Annotated in this window: 13 protein-coding genes; 10 read left to right on the top strand and 3 right to left on the bottom strand. The window is 40.3% G+C overall.

The features are described from left to right. From recF to PSE83_RS12655, 5 genes are all read left to right on the top strand, one after another. Positions 1–1,095 (top strand): DNA replication/repair protein RecF, encoded by a 1,095-nt coding sequence (gene recF, locus PSE83_RS12635; protein WP_004906245.1) that lies wholly within the window; start codon positions 1–3, stop codon positions 1,093–1,095. A gap of 18 nt (positions 1,096–1,113) precedes the next feature. Continuing rightward, on the top strand, positions 1,114–3,528 hold the full coding sequence (gene gyrB, locus PSE83_RS12640) for a DNA topoisomerase (ATP-hydrolyzing) subunit B (protein ID WP_004906247.1): 2,415 nt from the start codon (positions 1,114–1,116) through the stop codon (positions 3,526–3,528). Positions 3,529–3,827: 299 nt separating this feature from the next. Further along, on the top strand, positions 3,828–6,725 hold the full coding sequence (locus PSE83_RS12645; protein WP_164564170.1) for an autotransporter domain-containing protein: 2,898 nt from the start codon (positions 3,828–3,830) through the stop codon (positions 6,723–6,725). Positions 6,726–6,935: 210 nt separating this feature from the next. Next, complete coding sequence (locus tag PSE83_RS12650; RefSeq protein WP_136134572.1) at positions 6,936–8,519, top strand: phosphoethanolamine transferase; 1,584 nt, start codon at positions 6,936–6,938, stop codon at positions 8,517–8,519. A gap of 69 nt (positions 8,520–8,588) precedes the next feature. Further along, positions 8,589–8,936, top strand: a complete 348-nt coding sequence (locus tag PSE83_RS12655) for a DUF1622 domain-containing protein (protein WP_004906256.1) — start codon at positions 8,589–8,591, stop codon at positions 8,934–8,936. A 70-nt stretch (positions 8,937–9,006) separates the two neighbouring features. Here the strand turns inward: PSE83_RS12655 and asd are convergent, their stop codons facing one another. The 3 genes from asd to PSE83_RS12670 form a co-directional block, all read right to left on the bottom strand. Then, complete coding sequence (asd, locus tag PSE83_RS12660) at positions 9,007–10,113, bottom strand: aspartate-semialdehyde dehydrogenase (protein WP_004906258.1); 1,107 nt, start codon at positions 10,111–10,113, stop codon at positions 9,007–9,009. Positions 10,114–10,448: 335 nt separating this feature from the next. Next, on the bottom strand, positions 10,449–10,589 hold the full coding sequence (gene ykgO / locus PSE83_RS12665) for a type B 50S ribosomal protein L36 (protein WP_004906260.1): 141 nt from the start codon (positions 10,587–10,589) through the stop codon (positions 10,449–10,451). Positions 10,590–10,591: 2 nt separating this feature from the next. Further along, the gene (locus PSE83_RS12670) at positions 10,592–10,852 is read right to left on the bottom strand and encodes a type B 50S ribosomal protein L31 (protein ID WP_004906261.1); all 261 of its coding nucleotides are present in this window, start codon (positions 10,850–10,852) and stop codon (positions 10,592–10,594) included. Positions 10,853–11,103: 251 nt separating this feature from the next. Here PSE83_RS12670 and nagK point away from each other — a divergent pair, with 251 nt between their 5' ends. The 5 genes from nagK (at position 11,104) to PSE83_RS12695 (ending at position 20,913) form a co-directional block, all read left to right on the top strand. Then, positions 11,104–12,015, top strand: coding sequence for an N-acetylglucosamine kinase (gene nagK, locus PSE83_RS12675; protein ID WP_272660902.1), 912 nt, complete (start codon positions 11,104–11,106; stop codon positions 12,013–12,015). Positions 12,016–12,404: 389 nt separating this feature from the next. Continuing rightward, on the top strand, positions 12,405–13,043 hold the full coding sequence (locus tag PSE83_RS12680) for an OB-fold-containig protein (protein WP_136134570.1): 639 nt from the start codon (positions 12,405–12,407) through the stop codon (positions 13,041–13,043). Between the two features lie 75 nt (positions 13,044–13,118). Then, positions 13,119–15,320, top strand: coding sequence for a flotillin family protein (locus tag PSE83_RS12685; protein ID WP_004906264.1), 2,202 nt, complete (start codon positions 13,119–13,121; stop codon positions 15,318–15,320). A gap of 80 nt (positions 15,321–15,400) precedes the next feature. Beyond that, positions 15,401–20,338, top strand: a complete 4,938-nt coding sequence (locus PSE83_RS12690) for a DNA repair ATPase (RefSeq protein WP_272660900.1) — start codon at positions 15,401–15,403, stop codon at positions 20,336–20,338. Continuing rightward, positions 20,338–20,913, top strand: coding sequence for a rhomboid family intramembrane serine protease (locus tag PSE83_RS12695; protein WP_004906266.1), 576 nt, complete (start codon positions 20,338–20,340; stop codon positions 20,911–20,913). Before PSE83_RS12690 ends, PSE83_RS12695 begins: the two co-directional genes overlap by 1 nt. Positions 20,914–20,922: the final 9 nt, after the last annotated feature.

Consider the following 20,922-nt stretch of genomic DNA (forward strand, 5'->3'; position numbering starts at 1 on the left):
ATGATCCTTTCGCGTTTATTGATCCGTGATTTTCGAAATATTGAAAATGCGGATCTCTCCCTTGCTAATGGGTTCAATTTTTTAATTGGCCCCAATGGGAGCGGAAAAACTAGCATATTGGAAGCCATATATACACTCGGTCATGGTCGTGCATTTCGCAGCATTCAAGCGAACAGAGTTATTCGTCATGAGCAAGAACAATTCATTCTTCATGGTAAACTTAGCCATTTAGATGAACAGCGAAACGACCTTTCATTAGGTTTAAGCAAAAACCGTGATGGTGACAGTAAAGTTCGAATAGACGGTACTGATGGCCATAAAATTGCAGAACTAGCAAAATTATTGCCAATGCAATTGATTACCCCAGAAGGGTTTACCTTGCTAAATGGTGGTCCTAAATATCGGCGGGCTTTTATTGATTGGGGTTGTTTTCACAATGACCCACTGTTTTTTTCAGTATGGTCAGATTTAAAACGGTTATTAAAGCAACGTAATGCCGCTTTACGACAAGTTACCCGTTATGAGCAAATTCGTCATTGGGATAAACAACTGGCACCGCTTTCTGAGCAAATAAGCCAATGGCGTCATAACTATATTGCAGGTATTGCCGAAAATATTGAGCAAACTTGCCAACAGTTTTTACCCGAATTTTCACTCTCGGTATCCTTCCAACGTGGTTGGGATAAAGAAATTGATTATTCAGAACAATTAGAGCGCCAATTTGAGCGTGATAGAGCGCTAACCTATACCGCTTCAGGGCCACATAAAGCGGATTTGCGTATACGAGCAAATGGAACCCCTGTTGAAGATATGCTTTCGCGGGGGCAATTGAAGCTACTTATGTGTGCATTAAGGTTAGCGCAGGGTGAATTTTTCACCCATCAGAGCGGGCAACGATGCCTGTATCTACTGGATGATTTTGCTTCTGAACTTGATGCAGGCCGTCGCCAATTGCTGGCAGCCCGCCTCAAAGCTACACAAGCGCAAGTGTTTGTCAGTGCCATTACACCTGAGCAAGTTAATGATATGATAGATGCAAATAGCAAGATGTTTAGTGTAGAACATGGCAAAATAGAAGTTCAACCTCAGGAATAGAAAGAGCAGGAAACGTTGATGTCGAATACATATGACTCCTCAAGTATCAAGGTATTAAAAGGACTGGATGCGGTGCGTAAGCGCCCGGGCATGTATATCGGTGATACAGACGATGGAACAGGTCTTCATCACATGGTTTTCGAGGTTGTCGACAACGCTATCGACGAAGCCCTCGCAGGCTTTTGTGATGATATCGTGATCACTATCCATGCCGATAACTCTATCTCCGTACAGGATGATGGACGTGGTATCCCTACAGGTATCCACGAAGAAGAAGGCGTCTCCGCCGCAGAGGTTATCATGACCGTTCTGCACGCTGGCGGAAAATTTGATGACAACTCCTATAAAGTCTCCGGTGGTTTACACGGTGTTGGGGTTTCCGTTGTTAACGCCTTATCTGAAAAATTAGAATTAGTTATCCGCCGTGATGGCAAAGTTCATGAGCAAATCTACAAACACGGTGAGCCTCAAGGGCCTCTGACTGTAGTCGGCGAAACCGACCAAACAGGAACACGCGTTCGTTTTTGGCCAAGCATGGACACCTTCAAAGGTGTGACTGAATTTGAATACGACGTCTTAGCAAAACGCTTACGTGAGTTATCGTTCCTAAACTCAGGTGTTTCTATTAAGCTCGTCGATAAACGCGATGGCAAAGAAGACCATTTCCATTATGAAGGCGGTATTAAAGCCTTTGTTGAGTATTTAAGCCGTAACAAAACCCCTATCCACCCTTCTGTCTTTTATTTTTCAACTGAAAAAGACGGTATTGGCGTCGAAGTTTCAATGCAGTGGAATGATGGTTTCCAAGAAAACGTATACTGCTTCACCAATAACATTCCTCAGCGTGATGGGGGAACTCACCTCGCTGGTTTCCGTGCAGCAATGACGCGTACATTGAATAACTACATGGAAAAAGAAGGCTATCAGAAGAAAAGCAAAGTCAACGCAACCGGTGACGATGCACGTGAAGGCCTGATTGCAGTTATTTCAGTAAAAGTTCCAGACCCTAAATTCTCATCACAGACCAAAGAAAAATTGGTCTCTTCCGAAGTGAAAACGGCGGTTGAAACGATGATGAATGAGAAATTAGTTGAGTATTTACTGGAAAACCCAAACGACGCGAAAATCGTTGTGGGTAAAATCATCGATGCAGCACGCGCACGTGAAGCAGCACGTAAAGCCCGCGAAATGACTCGCCGTAAAGGCGCGTTAGACTTAGCTGGCTTGCCAGGTAAACTGGCTGACTGCCAAGAACGTGACCCTGCGCTATCTGAACTGTACCTTGTGGAAGGGGACTCCGCGGGCGGATCTGCAAAACAAGGCCGTAACCGTAAGAACCAAGCCATTTTGCCACTGAAAGGTAAAATTCTAAACGTAGAGAAAGCGCGTTTCGATAAAATGCTTTCTTCACAAGAAGTTGCGACCCTGATTACGGCATTAGGCTGTGGTATTGGTCGTGATGAATATAACCCAGACAAACTGCGTTATCACAGCATCATTATCATGACGGATGCGGACGTCGATGGTTCGCACATTCGTACGTTACTGTTGACCTTCTTCTACCGCCAAATGCCTGAAATTGTTGAACGTGGTCATATCTTTATCGCTCAACCACCTCTGTATAAAGTGAAACGTGGTAAACAAGAGCAATACATTAAAGATGACGATGCGATGGACGATTACCTGATTTCTATCGCCCTTGATGGTGCTGAACTGCATTTAAGTGCCGAAGCTCCAGCAATGAAAGGCGAAGAACTGGAAAAACTGGTTGTCGAATATAATGCCGCACACCGTATTATTCGTCGTCTTGAGCGCCTTTACCCTCAAGCCCTACTTAACAGCTTGGTTTATCAGTCAACCTTGACTGAAGATGATTTAAAAGTCAGCGAAAAAGTGGAAGAATGGGCTAAAACTCTGGTTAAGCGCTTAGAAGATAACGAGCAATTCGGTAGCACATATAGTTATACCATTAACGAAAACCGTGAACGTCAATTATTCGAACCAACTATTCGTATTCGCACCCATGGTGTTGATACCGACTATAATCTCGATTTTGATTTTGTTCATGGCAGTGAATACCGCCGTATCACTCATTTAGGTGACTTAATCAGTGGCTTAATTGAAGAAGGTGCTTACATCAAGCGTGGTGAACGCCGTCAAGATATCAGTAACTTCGAAGAAGCTTTGGCTTGGTTAACACGTGAGTCACGTCGCGGCCTATACGTACAGCGTTATAAAGGTCTTGGTGAAATGAACCCTGAGCAACTTTGGGAAACTACCATGAACCCTGAGACGCGCCGTATGATGCGTGTAACGGTGAAAGATGCAATTGCAACCGACTTACTATTCACCACATTAATGGGTGATGCTGTTGAGCCGCGCCGTGCATTTATCGAAGAGAATGCATTAAAAGCAGCAAATATTGATATTTAACTATTCTGCTAATTAAACGTTATTCAATAACCCCAAACGAAAGTTTGGGGTTATTTTTTTATGATTTTTTTTATAGCTATTATTTTATTTTTACCATTTAATCAAACCAATAATAAAATAATAGAAAAACAAAACCAATCAATAAAAAGCCTCTTCGTAAAAAACAAAACAATTAAAAATAAAACTTATCACTTTAATTAATAACGTTTTTTTATTTTTAAAACTGTCATAAAAGATAAATATATTATAAATAAACTCCGCCAAATGAAATTTTTACCAATAGCATCGGCGGAGTTATAATGAGAAAAATTTTTATTTCAGCATCAATGACCTTATTGCCATTCATATTCACCAATACTCTAACAGCAAAAACGAATCTTTTAGAATTAGAGAAAAATATTATCGATACAAGAAATGCATGGCTTGAAGATATAAAGCACAATATTATTAATGATACACCTAAAGAAGGTAGCGAAGTTGCTGAGCGAGATAGGCTGATTAGCAACGAATACATCAGTATTACAGGTGAAAGGAAAAATTTAGCACTCGCGGATAAATCCCAAAACTCAGGTTATTTGTTTAATAGTTATCAAACCATCCTGTTTGGCGAACATGATATTAACCTAAGAAACCATAGCCAATACAAAGAAATCAATTTATTACATGACACAAGTACTCGTGCTTATGATAAAAAAAAGCAGCGTACTCGGTCAGTCGATTTTATTCTTAAAGACCATTTTAAACGCGGTCGCCCTTATCAAGTGCTGAATGATGAAGGCCATTATATTGCGGGCTACTCACAAATACAGGGCTCATCTTACCCTAGTGGCCATACGTGGAATGGTTTTAAACAAGCTGCCGTATTAGCGATGATTTTCCCTGAAAAAGGCAGTGAAACGTTCAACCGAGCGATTGAATACGGTGAAAGCCGCGTGATTGTTGGCGCACACTTCGCCACCGATACCATCGCTTCCCGTGTAGGTAATTATTATTTATTATCACAGCTACTATCCGATGAAAAAAACACCAAATTCATTGTTGAATCGGCAAAAAATATTCGTAATGACATTTCATCATCATGTTCAAATAACATACAAAATTGCCTAACCGTTTCTTCCCCTATTACCAATGACCACATTGGTTATTATGGAAAAAAAGAAATACAAGATACACCAATGATCGACCCTAAAAATATCCCTAAAACGGCGGGTTATTTACTTCGATTACGTTTCCCTTACTTGAATAATGCACAATGGAATAATATTTTAGCCAGCACAGCATATCCAAGCCAGTCAATTGCAGGTTGGAATATCAAAGAAAATGATCCGAACTCTTATTGGGGATTAATTAACCTACCTGCGGCTTATCATGGCCCCGCTTATTTATATGAAAACTTTATCGTCAACCAAAACACTAATGACTTTGATATTGCTAATTTTGGAAAGTTAGATGAATGGACAAACAATATACAAGGCACAGGAAAGTTAACGAAACAGGGCCAAGGAACATTAGTATTATCTGGCAACAATACCTTCGCAGGCTTTACAGTAAACCAAGGCCATTTAGTCTTAACGGGTGAAAATAAATACTCGCAAAAATCCCATATTAATGGCGGAACCGTCACCCTGAAAAAAACCTTAAACTCTTCATTAGATATCAATAAAGGCGCGCTGGTCCTAGATAACGGCAAAATCGGAGCTTCCGTTAATATTAACCACCACGGTTTACTAACGGGCAATGGAAGCATTCATCAATTAACCGCCAACCAAGGCGCTGTTGTTGCACCTGGCCATTCAGTTGGCACAATTAATATTGTTGATTCCGTGAGTTTTGCACCAGATAGCCATTATTTGGTTGAAATCAATCCAGCAGGTAAAAACGATAAGATCATCAGCCAAGGCTCAGCTTCATTAAAGGGCGGGACCGTCAGTGTCACTCTTGAAAATCAAAATAGCCCGCTTTCTAAGCAAGATATCAACCAACTATTTGATACACAATATACGATATTAACTGCTCAAAAAGGGATTGATGGCCAATTTGATGCCGTTGTACCTAATTACCAGTTTATTGGAACGACGCTAAATTACTCCCCCAAAGAAGTCACACTTAAAATAGGGCGTAATAACACGGCATTTTCCAGCACGGCAGCAACACAAAACCAAATCGCAGTGGCTGAAGCCATTGAAACACTTCCTACGCACCATGCGCTTTATGAACAAACGTTGAAAAGCCAAACAAAACAACAAGCTCAAACGATATTTAGCAATGTCACAGGCCAAATATACGCTGACGTATTATCCAATCAAATAAATAATAGCCGTCAGATTAAAGAAACACTACTTGAGCAAGCTCGCTTATCTGAATCATGGGGTAGCGAAAACAAAGGCAATGTGTGGGTCAAAATGCTCTATGATTGGGATAAAACGACCGACGATAACAATGCCACTGGGTATAAATCATCAAATTATGGTTTATTGCTTGGGGCAAATCGACGTTTTATTAACGAAAAAATGACATTAGGTATCGCCGCAGGTTTTAGCCAAAGTGACTTATCTAACCACTTTGACCACGCTAACAGTAATAACTACCATGCCGCCATTTATGGTAGCGCTTTATGGCAACCTATCGCGGTTCGTGCAGGGCTCGGTCACACTTCACATCTCATTCATACCGAACGCTCAATCAGTGATGGTACAAGTCACTCATCGAGCTATTATACCAATACACATCAAGCATTTATGGAGCTGGCCTATCCAATTAACTCAAAAGGGATAAATATTGAGCCATTTACCAATCTCACTTATATCAGCGCAATGAATCATGCTATTAATGAGAACATCAACAGCACATCACTACAGGCACGTAAACAGCGCATCAATACGGTGTTATCAACCCTTGGGCTACGCCTTGATAACCAATGGAAATTGAGTAAAACATCAAATATCGGTTTACACGGTGAGCTTAACTGGCAATATCAATACGGAAATTTAAATAGAGGACTAAAATTGAATTTTACCGATACCACGAGCTCATTTACAACGCATAGTGTTCCTGCATCACGCCATGGTGTCGCATTAAAAGTCGGTACCGATATCAATATAAAAGAAAATACTAAGCTATCAATTAATTATAATAAATTTTTATCAAAAAATTATCACGATAACAATATTGATGCCAAAATTGCGGTAACTTTCTAACTCAATACTTTACCTCCCCTCGCAACTTGTGGGGGGCAGGTCATGACTAAACATCACGAGATTTTACAGTTTTTTACGCCACTATTTTGATTATCTTATCTTTTTTTATGTTATAAACAAACAACGCCCTAAGTTAATTAGATGTTAATTAACTATTTTTTAATTGTCTCTATAACCTCAGGTAAGGTCAAAAATACGTAAAATAACACTATGATACGCCAACTTATTATTTCAATTTATGCATTATTGATATCTATCACCCCTGTATTTTTCAGTGGAGATGCCAGCATTATGGCTGACATTGCCATCGTCATTTCAGGGGCGCTGATAATACTGTTATGTGCTGGTATTTATCGCTTTTTGCTTGGCAAAATTTTCACTGTGTTTGTTTCACTCCTGTGGGCTCTCAATTTATCTGTTTCATTCTTCTTTTATCAAAAACACGATATCCGCTTTTCTTCTTCGATTGCAGAAACTTTTATCAATACCAATAGCAGTGAAACCGTAGGAATGCTTTCCTATAACATTGGTTATGTTATTTTTTATTTATTTGTTTTTTCTGCTTATTTAGCATGTATTCATCAATGTGCAAAATACATGAATCGTCGTATAACAACGACAAGTATGGCTCTACTTTGTGGCTATCTATTAGCTATTCCAACCTATTACGCCTCATTACTAAGCAAGCCTGATAGCGCATTATTGATCACAGAAAAATACTTCTTAAATACCCCTTTCTACAATGCGGCGGCTTTAGTCAAAAATTTATATGAAAACAGAGGCATAAAAAAAATATCATCACAAAAGGTCGCATTTAACTACCAGAAAAAAGCATCTGAAACTGAAATCTATGTGCTTGTCATTGGTGAGTCATTGCGCCGTGATCATATGGGTTTTTACGGCTATCAGTATAATACAACGCCTAACTTAAATAAGCGCAAATCACAAATATTGGCGTTTCAACAAGCTTATTCCCCTGCACCTGTGACTATCTTGTCAGTCCCTATTTCACTGTCTAATATTCGCTTTGAGCAAATGCAGGATAAATCACACTATTCGGACAATATCATTTCATTAGCCAATCATGCGGGCTTTAAAACCTATTGGGTCAGCAACCAGGGAAAAACCAATAAACGTACCAGTATCATTTCTGCTATTGCTTCTATGTCACAAAAGAAAACGTGGAACGAATTTGTCGGCTACGATGAAGAGCTGCAAGATGACTTCAATAACGCGATCAATGACCCTACTGATAAGAAAAAACTCATTGTGTTACATACTTATGGCAGCCATGAACCTGCCTGTAACCGTTTTCCTGAAGATGAGCTAAAAAAATTTAGCGGCCAAGACGATGACGATTGCTACGACAGTTCAATTGCTTATACCGATAAATTTATCGAAAGCCTAATGCAACAACTCGAAGGGAAACCTGCGACTTTAATGTACTATTCAGACCACGCATTGCAACGCCTAGACAGCGATAACAATATTCACTACCACCATGGCGTTAACAACCCAAGAAAAGAAGCCTATGAAATCCCCTTGCTGATTTGGTACAGTCAAAGCGCCAGTAAACCAAGTATCAGCCCAGAAAATTTACAGTCTCCCTATTCTACTGCGAATAATTATTGGCTAATCAGTGATTGGCTTAATATACAACAAGGTTCACAGCAAGCTTGCTTATCACCTTTACGTGAATGTTATCAACCCAATAAAAATATTCAGGTAATCGATGGCAATCGAAATATTTTATCCATTAGCCAATTACCTTCTGAGACGATAGATCCACAATAAAACTCGATATTTTGCGAATATTTGCCCATAGTTAACAAATATGAATCCTGCTTACCTATCGAGGTTTTAATGTTCGATTTAGTTTTTTTACGTGAATTACTGGTGTCTAGTGTTCACGTACTCCAGTTACTTTTAGAAGCAATTTCAGTCATCTGCGTGGTGATTGGGTTAATCAAGACCCTAATCGTGTGGATGAAAACCCAAAAAGCACGTACCGCTCGCTATTGTTTTGGTGATTGGTTAGCGACTGCATTGGAGTTCCAACTCGCTGCGGATATTTTAGCAACGACCGTCGACCCTGATTTAGATAGCCTTATCAAATTAGGTATTATTGCCGTGATCCGAACATTCTTGAACTACTTCTTGGCAAAAGAGTTAGAACACCAGCCACCGCAGAATGAACCGACTCGTCACTGATTTAGGTACAAAAAAACCTGCATATTGAATTATGCAGGTTTATCGAATACGACTTATCGCTGTGCCGCGCTTATAATAAAATTCTTAGCATGCGGCGAAGAGGCTCGGCGGCTCCCCACAATAATTGGTCACCAACCGTAAAGGCAGATAAGTATTCAGGGCCCATATTCAGTTTACGCAAGCGACCAACAGGAGTGCTAAGCGTACCAGTAACTGCCGCTGGAGTTAACTCACGCATAGTGATTTCGCGGTCATTAGGAACCACTTTCACCCAATCATTATGTGAGGCAAGCAATTGCTCAACTTCATTCAACGGAACATCTTTTTTCAGCTTCAATGTGAAAGCTTGGCTATGACAGCGCAGCGCACCAATACGTACACATAAACCATCAACTGGAATAATGTTATTGCCTGTTGCAAGAATTTTGTTCGTTTCCGCTTGACCTTTCCATTCTTCACGACTTTGACCGTTTTCTAATGCTTTATCAATCCATGGGATCAGGCTGCCCGCTAATGGTACACCGAACGCATCCGTTGGCATTGTGCCACTACGAGTGAAATCTGTGACTTTTTTCTCAATATCTAAAATAGCAGAAGCTGGGTCTTGGAGTTCTTTAGCGACCTGAGTATGTAAAGACCCCATTTGTGCCAGAAGCTCACGCATATTACGAGCCCCTGCCCCTGATGCTGCTTGATAAGTTGCAACAGATGCCCATTCCACTAAATTATTAGTGAACAGCCCACCTAAAGACATCAACATCAGGCTTACCGTACAGTTACCACCAACAAAGGTCTTAATGCCTTTATTTAACCCATCTTGGATATGTTGGTTATTCACTGGGTCAAGAATAATGATCGCGTCATCTTTCATACGTAATGAAGACGCCGCATCAATCCAGTAACCATTCCAACCAGACTCACGAAGTTTAGGATAAACTTCATTAGTGTAATCACCACCTTGGCAGCTAATAATAATATCCAGCGCTTTTAATGCATCAATATCAAAGGCATCCTGTAAAACACCACGATGACCACCGTAAACAGGTGCTTCGGCACCATGTTGTGATGTGGTAAAGAAAACAGGATGAATCGCATCAAAATCACGTTCTTCTACCATTCTCTGCATCAATACTGAGCCGACCATTCCTCGCCAGCCAACAAACCCTACATTTTTCATTTTTACTCACCCTGTTCGTTTAAATTTTTACCAAGAAATTTCTAGTTTCGACTCCACAAAGTAAATACCGTCATTGTTATCATTCATTCAGTATTCACAAAAATTGAAGCTAGAAATTTTTCGAATGTATTAAACCTGACAAAATATGCATCTATGTGCAAGTGAATTTCATCACTAATAATAAGAAGATTAGTAATCATGCTAATAATCGAGGGAATCAGTGGACAAAAAAACAAATAAAAAAAGCCACGGCAGAGAGCAATAATCTGCAATGGCTAAGCAAATAGAATATAAAGCGATACAGGAAATTTTATAATTATATTTAAATTCAATAGTTAACGTTTTTTCTTACAGCCTTGAACCGCTTTAAAGCGCGGGTTTGTTTTACAAATGACATACACCCGCCCACGACGGCGAACAATTTGGCAATCTGGATGACGGGTTTTTGCCGTTTTTAATGAACTCAGTACTTTCATCTTTATTTACCCTCTGACTGTAAAAAACGACCAAAGCGTTTCTGGAACTGTGCCGTTTTACCTTCCTGAGAAATCATTTTCTGTTTACCGGTATAAAACGGATGTGACTGAGAAGAGACATCAAGCGTGACATATGGAAATATTTCACCCTCATACTCGATTGTTTTTTCAGTTTTTATTGTTGAACCTACTTTAAAATAGGCGTCTGCGCTTGTGTCATGGAAAACCACGGTGCGGTATTGTGGATGGATCCCCTGTTTCATAATAACCACCTAAATGTAATGTTATAATATAACAATAACGCATTTAAAATAGTGGTGCAATTATTTTTTATTCAATAAGGTTCAAAAAGGCTAAAAGTTAAGAAAAGATGCCATATACAAAATAAAAACCAAAACAGTAATTTATCCTCTGATGAACTTTTGTATAATTAGACCAGTAGATTCCATCATTTATTATTTATCAAATAGATACGTTATCTTTTTAATAAATAAACCATTAGGGGAAGATGAAAATGTATTACGGCTTTGACATGGGCGGGACAAAAATTGAACTTGCTGTCTTTGACAACGAATTAAATCAGGTCTGGCAAAAGCGTGTTCCTACACCCAAAGATGACTACCAAACGCTCTTAAATACGTTTCTCGAACTCACACTCGAAGCAGATGAAAAATTTAATTGCCAAGGAAAAGTTGGTGTTGGCGTCCCCGGTATCGTAAACCATGCTGAAGGAACCGTATTTACAACCAATGTCCCTACTGCACAATACAAACCTTTAATTCATGATCTTGCTAATATATTACAACGCCCAGTAAAAGTGGAAAATGATGCAAATTGCTTTGCATTATCAGAAGCTTGGGACCCTGATTTCAAACGCTACCCTACCGTCCTTGGTTTAATTTTAGGGACTGGTGTGGGCGGTGGGTTTATTATAAATGGCAAAGTTTTATCCGGTAAAAATGGGATCGCAGGGGAAATAGGCCACATGAACCTCAGCGTTCGTGGAGCCAAGCTATTAGGGGAAAAAGTTCCTGAAATAACTTGCGGCTGTGGCCAAATTGCTTGTTTTGAAACCTACCTATCAGGCCCAGGCTTTGAGCGTATTTATTCCTCATTCACCAATGAAAAACGTTCCGCTATCGAAATTATCGAACAATATAAACAAGGTGATATTCAAGCAAAAGAACATGTTAACCGCTATATGTCATTACTTGCGATGTTTATGGGGCAAATTGTCACTGTTTTTGACCCCGATTTAGTGGTTATTGGCGGAGGTTTGTCACAGTTTGAAGAGATCTATAAACAACTACCAGAAGTGCTTCCACAATACCTTTATGACATCGCAACACTACCTGCAATTGAAAAAGCACGTTATGGTGACTCTGGAGGTGCACGAGGTGCGGCATTCCTGAACTTGATAGACTAATCTTACTTTTTTGCGCTTCATAGATGCTTTAAACAGTGAAGCGCAAATTTATCACCTTAATCAACTCTATTCTCCCCATTTTGTACTTTAAACCCCCATTCTTTGTTTGAGAATGATTATCATCAACTTAACGATTAATGGTAAAATTCTCTCCTATCAATGCCCTGTTATTATCGATAAGACTTTAGGAATAACTTCACCAAATAAAACTGGATAAACAACCAGTGTTATAAGAAACTTCCAAAAAATAAAAGTGCTTATAGACTAGTCTGATACTGCTATTAATTAAAAAATATATTATTAAGTTAAATTATTTTATGGTGATAAATTAAACAAACGTTACTTTTCACGTAAACTCAATAATGTATTAATAATAAAGAGAAAACCCTATGAGTTTGTTTTTCCATAACAGTTTGATGTTCCCAACAATTATCTTTAGTGGTTTGCTAATCATTGTTTTATTTTATTGGTTATGTGCCGCTTTTGGTTTATTGGATATCGACGTATTTAATATTGATACCGAATTTGATGCCGGTATTGATGCAACCGGTTTTGCTGGCTGGTTAACTAAGCTTGGCTTAGCAGGGATCCCTGTCACTATTATTGTCACGTTATTTACTCTTTTTGGCTGGGTAATCAGTTATTTCAGCGTACATATCTTTATTCGCTTCATTGATACTGACTTATTACGCTATCTCGTCAGCTTCGCCGTTTTTGCGATCACCCTATTTATCTCTCTTCATTTAACTGCTTTGTGCTTAAAACCTGTGCGCAAAAAACTAATAAGCCTCAATAAACCAAAAACAGTACAACAGCTTATTGGTAAATACGCCACCGTGCGGTCAGGAGCGGTAACTGAACAAAATGGCGAGGCACTATTAGAAGATGGTGGAGCGGGGTTAATTCTACAAATACGCGCCCCATCCTCAGAACAGTTAAAACGCGGTGATCGTGTAGTCATCATTAGCTATGACGCAGCATCGCACAGTTATCAAGTTGTCAGTGAAAATGAATTTCGCCACGGATAACTTCTCTTTTTAAAAATAAATATCTTGCTTGCATAATCGAAATGACGTCATCGTCAGAACCAATGGAGAATCAATATGGACTTGGCTGCACTAATGCCCTTTTTAACAATTATCGGGGGGATCATCCTAGTTATTTTAGGGTTCTTTGGGTTATTCAAAGCCTTCTATATCAAAGTCCCACAAGGTACTGCTTTGATTGTCAATGACATGTCATCACAGCCTAAAGTGCATTTTACAGGGGCATTAGTTTACCCTGTCATCTACAAAAAAGAATTCATGCGTATTTCTTTGCTAACACTTGAAGTTGATCGCCGCGGTAAAGATGGCTTAATTTGTCATGATAACTTACGTGCTGATATCACCGTTGCTTTCTATTTGCGAGTGAATGAAACGACGGAAGACGTGCTGAAAGTTGCAAAAGCTATCGGTGTTGACCGTGCATCAGACCATCAAGCGGTCAGCACGTTATTCAGTGCAAAATTCTCTGAAGCCTTAAAAACAGTAGGTAAGCAACTGGATTTAGCCACTTTATTTGAAAACCGACAAGACTTCCGTGACCGCATTGTTGATGTGATAGGAAAGGACCTTAACGGCTACGCCCTTGAAGATGTAGCTATTGATTACCTAGAACAAACACCTAAATCAGCCTTAGACCCAAATAATATCTTTGACTCCGAAGGTATTCGTAAAATTACTGAAATCACCGCAATTCACAATATTGAGACCAACCAAAAAGAGCGTGACCAAGAGCTCGCAATTCAAAAGAAAAACGTTGAAACCCGCGAAGCAAGTTTAGCTTTAGAGCGCCAACAAGCCGATGCCGAAGCTCGCCAAAAACGTGAAATTGATAATATTCGTGCCCGTGAACAAGCTGAAACTTTACGTGTTCAAGAAGAAGAACGCCTTAAAGCAGAGCAAGCGCGTATTCAAACCCAGCAAGAAATTGAAATCCGTGAAGAAAACCGCATGCGTGAAGTTGAAGTCGCTCAACAAAACCGTACTCGTGCTGTAGCTATCGAAGAAGAGCGAGTGAGCCGAGCACGTGAGCTTGAAATTGTTGCCCGTGAAAGAGAAGTTGAATTACAGCGCATAGAAAAAGAAAAAGCACTCGAAGAAGAACGCAAAAATATCTCCAATGTTATACGTGAACGTGTAGCAGTTGAAAAAACCGTGGCACAGGAAGAGGAACGAATCAAAGAAGTTCGTGAAGTCTCTGAAGCTGAACGTATGCGCCAAGTCACAGTGATTAATGCACAAGCAGAAGCGGAAGAATCGTTAGTTCGCCAAGTGAAAAAAGCCGAAGCCGATGAAGCCAGTGCTAAGCACCGTGCAGAAGAAATAAGCACCATGGCACAAGCAGAATTAGAAGCATCAGCAAAACAAGCTGAAGCCAAAAAACGCTTAGCTGAAGGGGTTGAAGCTGAACATGCGGCATTAGGTTTAGCAGAAGCTCGAGTTCGCCAAGCAACCGCAGAGGCGGAAGAAAAAGAAGGTCTTGTTCTTGCCAACATTACAGCTGAGAAATTGTTAGCGGAAGCACGTGGGCTGAAAGAAAAAGGCTTAACGGAAGCTCAGGTAATGGAAGCCAAAGCCAAAGCAGAACAACAACAAGGATTTGCTGAAGCGAAAATCCTTGAAGAGAAATTAGCCGCTCAAGCTCGTGGTGAAGAACAACAAGCCAATGCCAAAGAAAAACTAGGCTTGGCTGATGCGAAAGTACTGGAAGAAAAACTGGCAGCACAAGCTCGAGGAGAAGGCCAATTAGGTTCAGCACAAGCAGAAGTTATCCGCCAACGCTTGAAAGCTGAAGCCGATGGTTTAACTGACAAATTTAAATCTATGGATCATCTCAGCGATACCGCTCGCTCTCATGAAGAGTTTCGTATGCGCCTTGAGAAAGAATTTGAACAAGCCATGGCATCTATCGACGCCAATAAAGAAATTGCCCGGGAGCAAGCTGATGTATTGGCTGCAGCGCTTAGCAAAACCAATATTGAAATTGTGGGCGGTGATGGCAGCTTCTTCAACACCTTCTCTAAAGCACTAAGCCTCGGAAAAGCCGTTGATGGTTTTATGGATAAAAGCAGTTTCGCAAAAGAAAATGTTGAAAAACTCATTAATCGTAGCAAAGAAGACAAAAAAGTTGATATTGCCGCATTATTGAAAAACCCCGAAGTTCAAGATCTTATAAACGGTTTTATGGCAGCTAAAGGGGTTAATCAGCCAGCAAAAACGGTCATATCAAAACCGATTCCACCAACGGATGACCAACTGTAAACCTTTAGCGCATTGGGGTAGTGAACCTACCCCTATTGTTTTTCATTTTTATTGTCTTAGTTAAGGGAATTCGCTGCGCAATGTCAGATATTCAGGATACGGATCGCGAACAAGAAATACTCGATAGTGCTGTTGCAGAAGGTGGTGCTTATGAAATATTACGCAAACGCCTGACCGACCAAGGGCAACAACTTCATCAAAAAGCCGCTCAACTCAATGAAATGCGGTTGGATGAATTCGGCCAGAGCCAAATGGATATCATTGGCCGCATTCGCATTCGTACTGAAAATAATTGCCAAGCAAGGGACATTGTCCGCGTTGGCGAGTGGCTTTTATTTGGCTATAACGTATTCCTCGGCCTAAAAAAAGAAACGCACCTCGAAGATGTATTTTCACTATATCGGTTAATTGAAAACGACAATGAGTTTGATATTGAAGCAGTCCCTTATGAAGATACCTTCTTGAGTGATAATCGCTTTGTTCAAGATTTTACTGAACTCTATACCTATTATAAGAACACACAGTTACTGCAACTTGTTGAACGGGACGGCAAACTTCTTGCTAGTTTTCAAATTGGCGATCGCATCACGGACGTGCGAGTTTTTCGCTGGTCAATCTCCAGCGACAAACGCAAAATTGAGTATATTGATAACCGGGGTGAACGCGATATCGCTCTCCCACCAGCCTATGACTTTGAATGGCAAAAAACCACGCGAGAAGACACCGTTAACGGCCGATACCCTCACATCAATATTCTTGACACAGTATTCATTGAAACTATCGGCGGTGATTTAACCATCAAGTGTGAAAATAACACTGAAGATGGTTTGGGGATTTACCGAGAAGCGGTTCTTGATAAAAACCAATCACTAGACGACGCCCAAATTGAATACGCACAAACTGGCAGTTTAATTATCTTAAAAGTTTTACCTTATCGGGAAGAAACTTGGCGTTATTTAGTTTACAACACGTTATCCCAATCCGTACAACGTATTGATGCTATTGGGCAAGCGTGCGTCCAGTTACCAGAAGACCACGGTATTATTTTCCCTGGCGGTTACTACTTACAAAATGGTGATTATAAAACGTTTGAGCAGTCTATGGATGGAATGCGTTTTCGCCGTTTACGTCGTTCCCCAAATGGAGAGGATGTTCTATATGTTTTCTATTCTCCAAATCAAGGTCGTATTGCCCTATTCAATTACAATTTAATTGAACGAACACTTTCAATTCCACTCATTGGGCATGGTTATGCCATGCTTGAAGATGGAAAAATGGTGTTATTTGAAGGCGAAGGGGAAGAAGCGACTCGCGTTCACCCAATGCAAGTTTGGCAGACCCCATTTTACTCAGAAGAGTTTGCCGACAAACAACCCACTCGTAGCGGTTTTTTAGGCCGTATAGGCAATGCAGACTTAGTTCGTGGTATTTCTGAAATATTGCATGTATCCAAAGAAATAGAAGGCAGCCAAATTTCTATCGCTCGCTACGAACAACTTAGCCAACAAGCAAAAAATTTACTGGATATTTATTACTGGTTTGGTGATGAGCAATGCCTTGGTATTGGTAAATTGCTTAAAGAAATCACTCAAACAAGTGAGCTCGTCCTTGATGAATACGAAAAGGTCGAAAGCATACGGCAGCAATCTGCCAAGTCAATGAATGAAGCCATCAGCCGCCAAAAATCATTGATTTCATTAACGTTGCCTGAAAGTTGGGCTGATATTCAACAATTTGTTGATGGCTTAAATGCCCTGAGTGCTCAACGCGGTCATTTGATTTCACTGCGTGAATTTCGCTATATGGATTTAGAAAAACTTAGCGAAATGGAAAGCGAAATAGAGAAAAATCAACAATATGTATCACAAGAAACCGCTGTTTTTCTTGCTAGTGATAAAGCATTACAGCCCTTTAAAACACAATTAACTGTTTTCGAAGAACAAATAGAAAAAGCCCAAAACAGTGCCCAGTTAGACATTCCCATGAAGGATATGGAAAAAATGTCTGCTGACTTAGATATGCTTTCAAACCTAATGGCATCACTAAGCTTCAACGATGTTACACAACAAACCCACATTATTGATGCTATTTCGCAAATCTATGCTCAGCTAAACCAATCTCGAGCTCGTTTACAACAAAAACGAAAATCACAAAGCAGTGTGGAAACAGTCGCTCAATTTGGCGCACAATTTCGCCTATTCAGCCAAGGCATTACCAATGCTCTGTCTCTTGCCACTGATCCTGAACGTTGCGATGATCAGTTATCAAGATTGCTTGTTCAGTTAGAAGAACTCGAAAGTCAATTTAGCAATCATGATGAATTTCTTGATGATATTTTGACTAAGCGGGAAGAATTACTCGAAACCTTTGAATCTCATAAACAAGTTCTTATTGATGACCGCCAACGCCGCGCACAAAATTTAGTCACTGCGGCAGACCGTCTACTAGACAGTCTGCAACGCCGAACAACTCGTTTACAGTCTCAAGATGAACTCAATGCTTTCTTTGCCTCAGACCCTCTGGCACTTAAAACCCGTGAAATTATTGAAAAATTAAGAGAGATTAACGACAACGTTAAAGCTGATGATATTGACGCTCGCCTGAAATCCTCTCGGGACCAAGCCATTCGAATTTTGCGTGATAAAACAGATATTTTTGAAGATGGTGGAAATGTCATTAAGCTCGGGCGTCACCGATTCAGTGTAAACACCCAAGAGCTTGATCTCACCATTTTACCGAAAAATGAGCAACTATGGGTTTATCTCACTGGGACAGATTTCCAAGAACCAATAGAAAATGAACAACTATCACAACTAAAACCTTATTGGAGCGCCTCATTAGAGTCTGAATCTGATGCAGTTTACCGGGCCGAATACCTTGCTTATTCAATTATCTATGCAGCAACAAAACGCCAAGAAGGGCTAAATTTTGACATCCTAAAAAACGCATTAACGTCAACGGAAAAACTTGAAAAAATTGTCCGTGATTTTGCGAGCCCACGTTATAAAGAAGGTTATGAAAAAGGTATTCATGACCACGATGCTGTTGCTTTACTGAAAAAACTACTACCAATCGGTGAAAGCGCCGATTTATTACGGTATAGCCCAACAGCTCGTGCTATCGCAGCTATTTATTGGGAACTCGCTCAAAAAGACGATTATCCCGCTTTATGGCCTGAACGTGCAAGAACCGCCATGAATATTCACCAATTATTCCATAATGACAATGCATTACTTGACCTACAAGCCGAAATCGAAGCGGAAATTAGCTTGTTTTTACAAGATAACCCCATTCAATGCCAAGCCTATGAGCAGACTCAAGCCGCCGAATATCTTAGCTTTGCACTAGCAAGAACCCCTATAGAACTCGTCTATAGCAAATATGCAAGAGAATTAGTTTTAGCACTCCAGAGCCGCTTAGAAGAAGCCCATATGTGGGGAGATTTTAATCGCTCACAACAAAATTTAGGGACTCGCTATGCCCAGCGCTGGTCATTAGTTCAAAACTGGTTACAAGGGCTGTGTTCAACCCCTGAATTTGCTCACCTTGCTCCATACATACCCGGTGCTATTGCCATTATTATCTTAGACAAAGTGGCTTCTGCTCGCTTTAGTGAAGCCGATCTTTACTTTAAAGTTAACGGGTTACTTGGCGAACATCCGACCATTGAAAACCAAACTCTATCACTGAGTTTAGATAACTACTTCAGTCGTATGCGTGGGCAACGGAAACGTTTTATCCCCGAATTTCGTCAGTATCAAGCCCTTCGCCAACAGATTGTTACTGAAGAACGTAGCCGTTTAAAACTGCATGAATATAAAGCAAAACCATTAAGCTCTTTTGTGCGTAATAAACTGATAAACGACGTCTATTTGCCTATCATCGGCGATAACATGGCAAAACAAATTGGAGCTTTAGGGGAAGGTAAACGCACTGACCTCATGGGGCTGCTCTTGATGATTTCACCACCTGGGTATGGTAAAACTACCTTAATGGAATATGCCGCAGACCGTTTAGGGCTAATTTTTATGAAGGTCAACGGCCCTGCTCTTGGCCATGATGTGCTTTCTCTAGACCCTGAACAAGCGCCTAATGCAACGGCAAGACAAGAGCTAGAAAAACTCAATTTAGCTTTAGAAATGGGTAATAATGTGATGTTATACGTTGATGATATTCAGCACACTCACCCTGAGTTTTTACAAAAATTTATTTCCTTATGTGATGGAACAAGGCGTATTGAAGGCGTTTGGAAAGGCAAAACCAAAACTTATGATATGCGGGGTAAAAAATTCTGTGTCGTTATGGCAGGTAACCCCTATACCGAGTCAGGGGAAGTTTTCCGAATCCCTGATATGCTTGCAAACCGCGCTGATATTTATAACCTTGGTGAGGTATTAGGTGGTATGGATGAAGCATTTTCCCTGAGTTATATAGAAAACAGCCTGACATCAAACCCAGTATTAGCCCCTCTTGCATTACGAGACCTGAACGACCTGTACTTATTTGTTGATAAAGCGATGGGTAAATCTGTCTCTACCAACACTTTAAGTTACCCGTACTCTGATGCAGAAATTAATGAAATCACATCGGTAATCAGTAAATTAATCAAGTTACGAGATGTTGTATTGAAAGTGAATCAACACTATATCGCCAGTGCAGCACAATCCGATAAATACCGGACAGAACCCGCATTTCGCTTGCAAGGTAGTTACCGTAATATGAATAAGCTCAGCGAAAAAGTCTCTTCCGTTATGAATAATGATGAACTTGAAAGATTACTAGATGACCACTACTTGGGTGAGGCACAGCTGCTCACAACCGGCGCAGAAGAAAACTTACTCAAACTCGCTGAGTTACGAGGAACACTTACCGAAAAAGATGCAGCACGTTGGCAACAAATTAAGAAAGACTTTATGCGTAATAAATCTTTAGGTGGTGATAATACAGATATTGGTGATCGGGTTGTTGGTCAGTTAGCGTCGCTTGTTGAAAGTGTACAAGCGCTGGGTAACCACTAATGAAATATTTACAAGGGCATCCTCGCATTAAGCTATTAGTCTGCATTGTCGCAATTTTTATTGCGGTACAGCTTATTAATAGCTTAATGGCTGGGGGGTTAACTTCATTCGGAATTATACCACGCACAGCGACTGGGCTTATCGGTATATTCTTTGCCCCATTTATCCATAGTAATTGGGAGCATTTATTCAGTAATTTACCGCCATTTATCATACTAAGTGCCCTATTACTGCACCGTACTATTAAGGCATATTTGCTTGCATCACTATTTATTATTGTTGTTGGGGGTTTTGCTGTTTGGTTATTAGGTCGTAATGCTATTCATATCGGTGCCAGTGGTTGGGTTTTTGGTTTATGGGGCTTACTCATCGCCCAAGGTTTTTTCCGCCGAAGCTGGGTTGATATAGCTATCGCGTTATTAGTGCTATTCTATTTTGGCACAATGGCTAGCGGCTTATTACCGACTCACTTGTACATCTCAACTGAATCCCATATAGCAGGGGCTATTGCTGGGGTCATCTATGCATGGCTAAGTCATCGTTTCCATCAAAAAACCCATAATCTCTCACCTTAAATAGTATCC

Origin of the sequence: Providencia sp. PROV150, assembly GCF_028481025.1 — a bacterium.
GTDB classification, from domain to species: Bacteria; Pseudomonadota; Gammaproteobacteria; order Enterobacterales; family Enterobacteriaceae; genus Providencia; species Providencia hangzhouensis.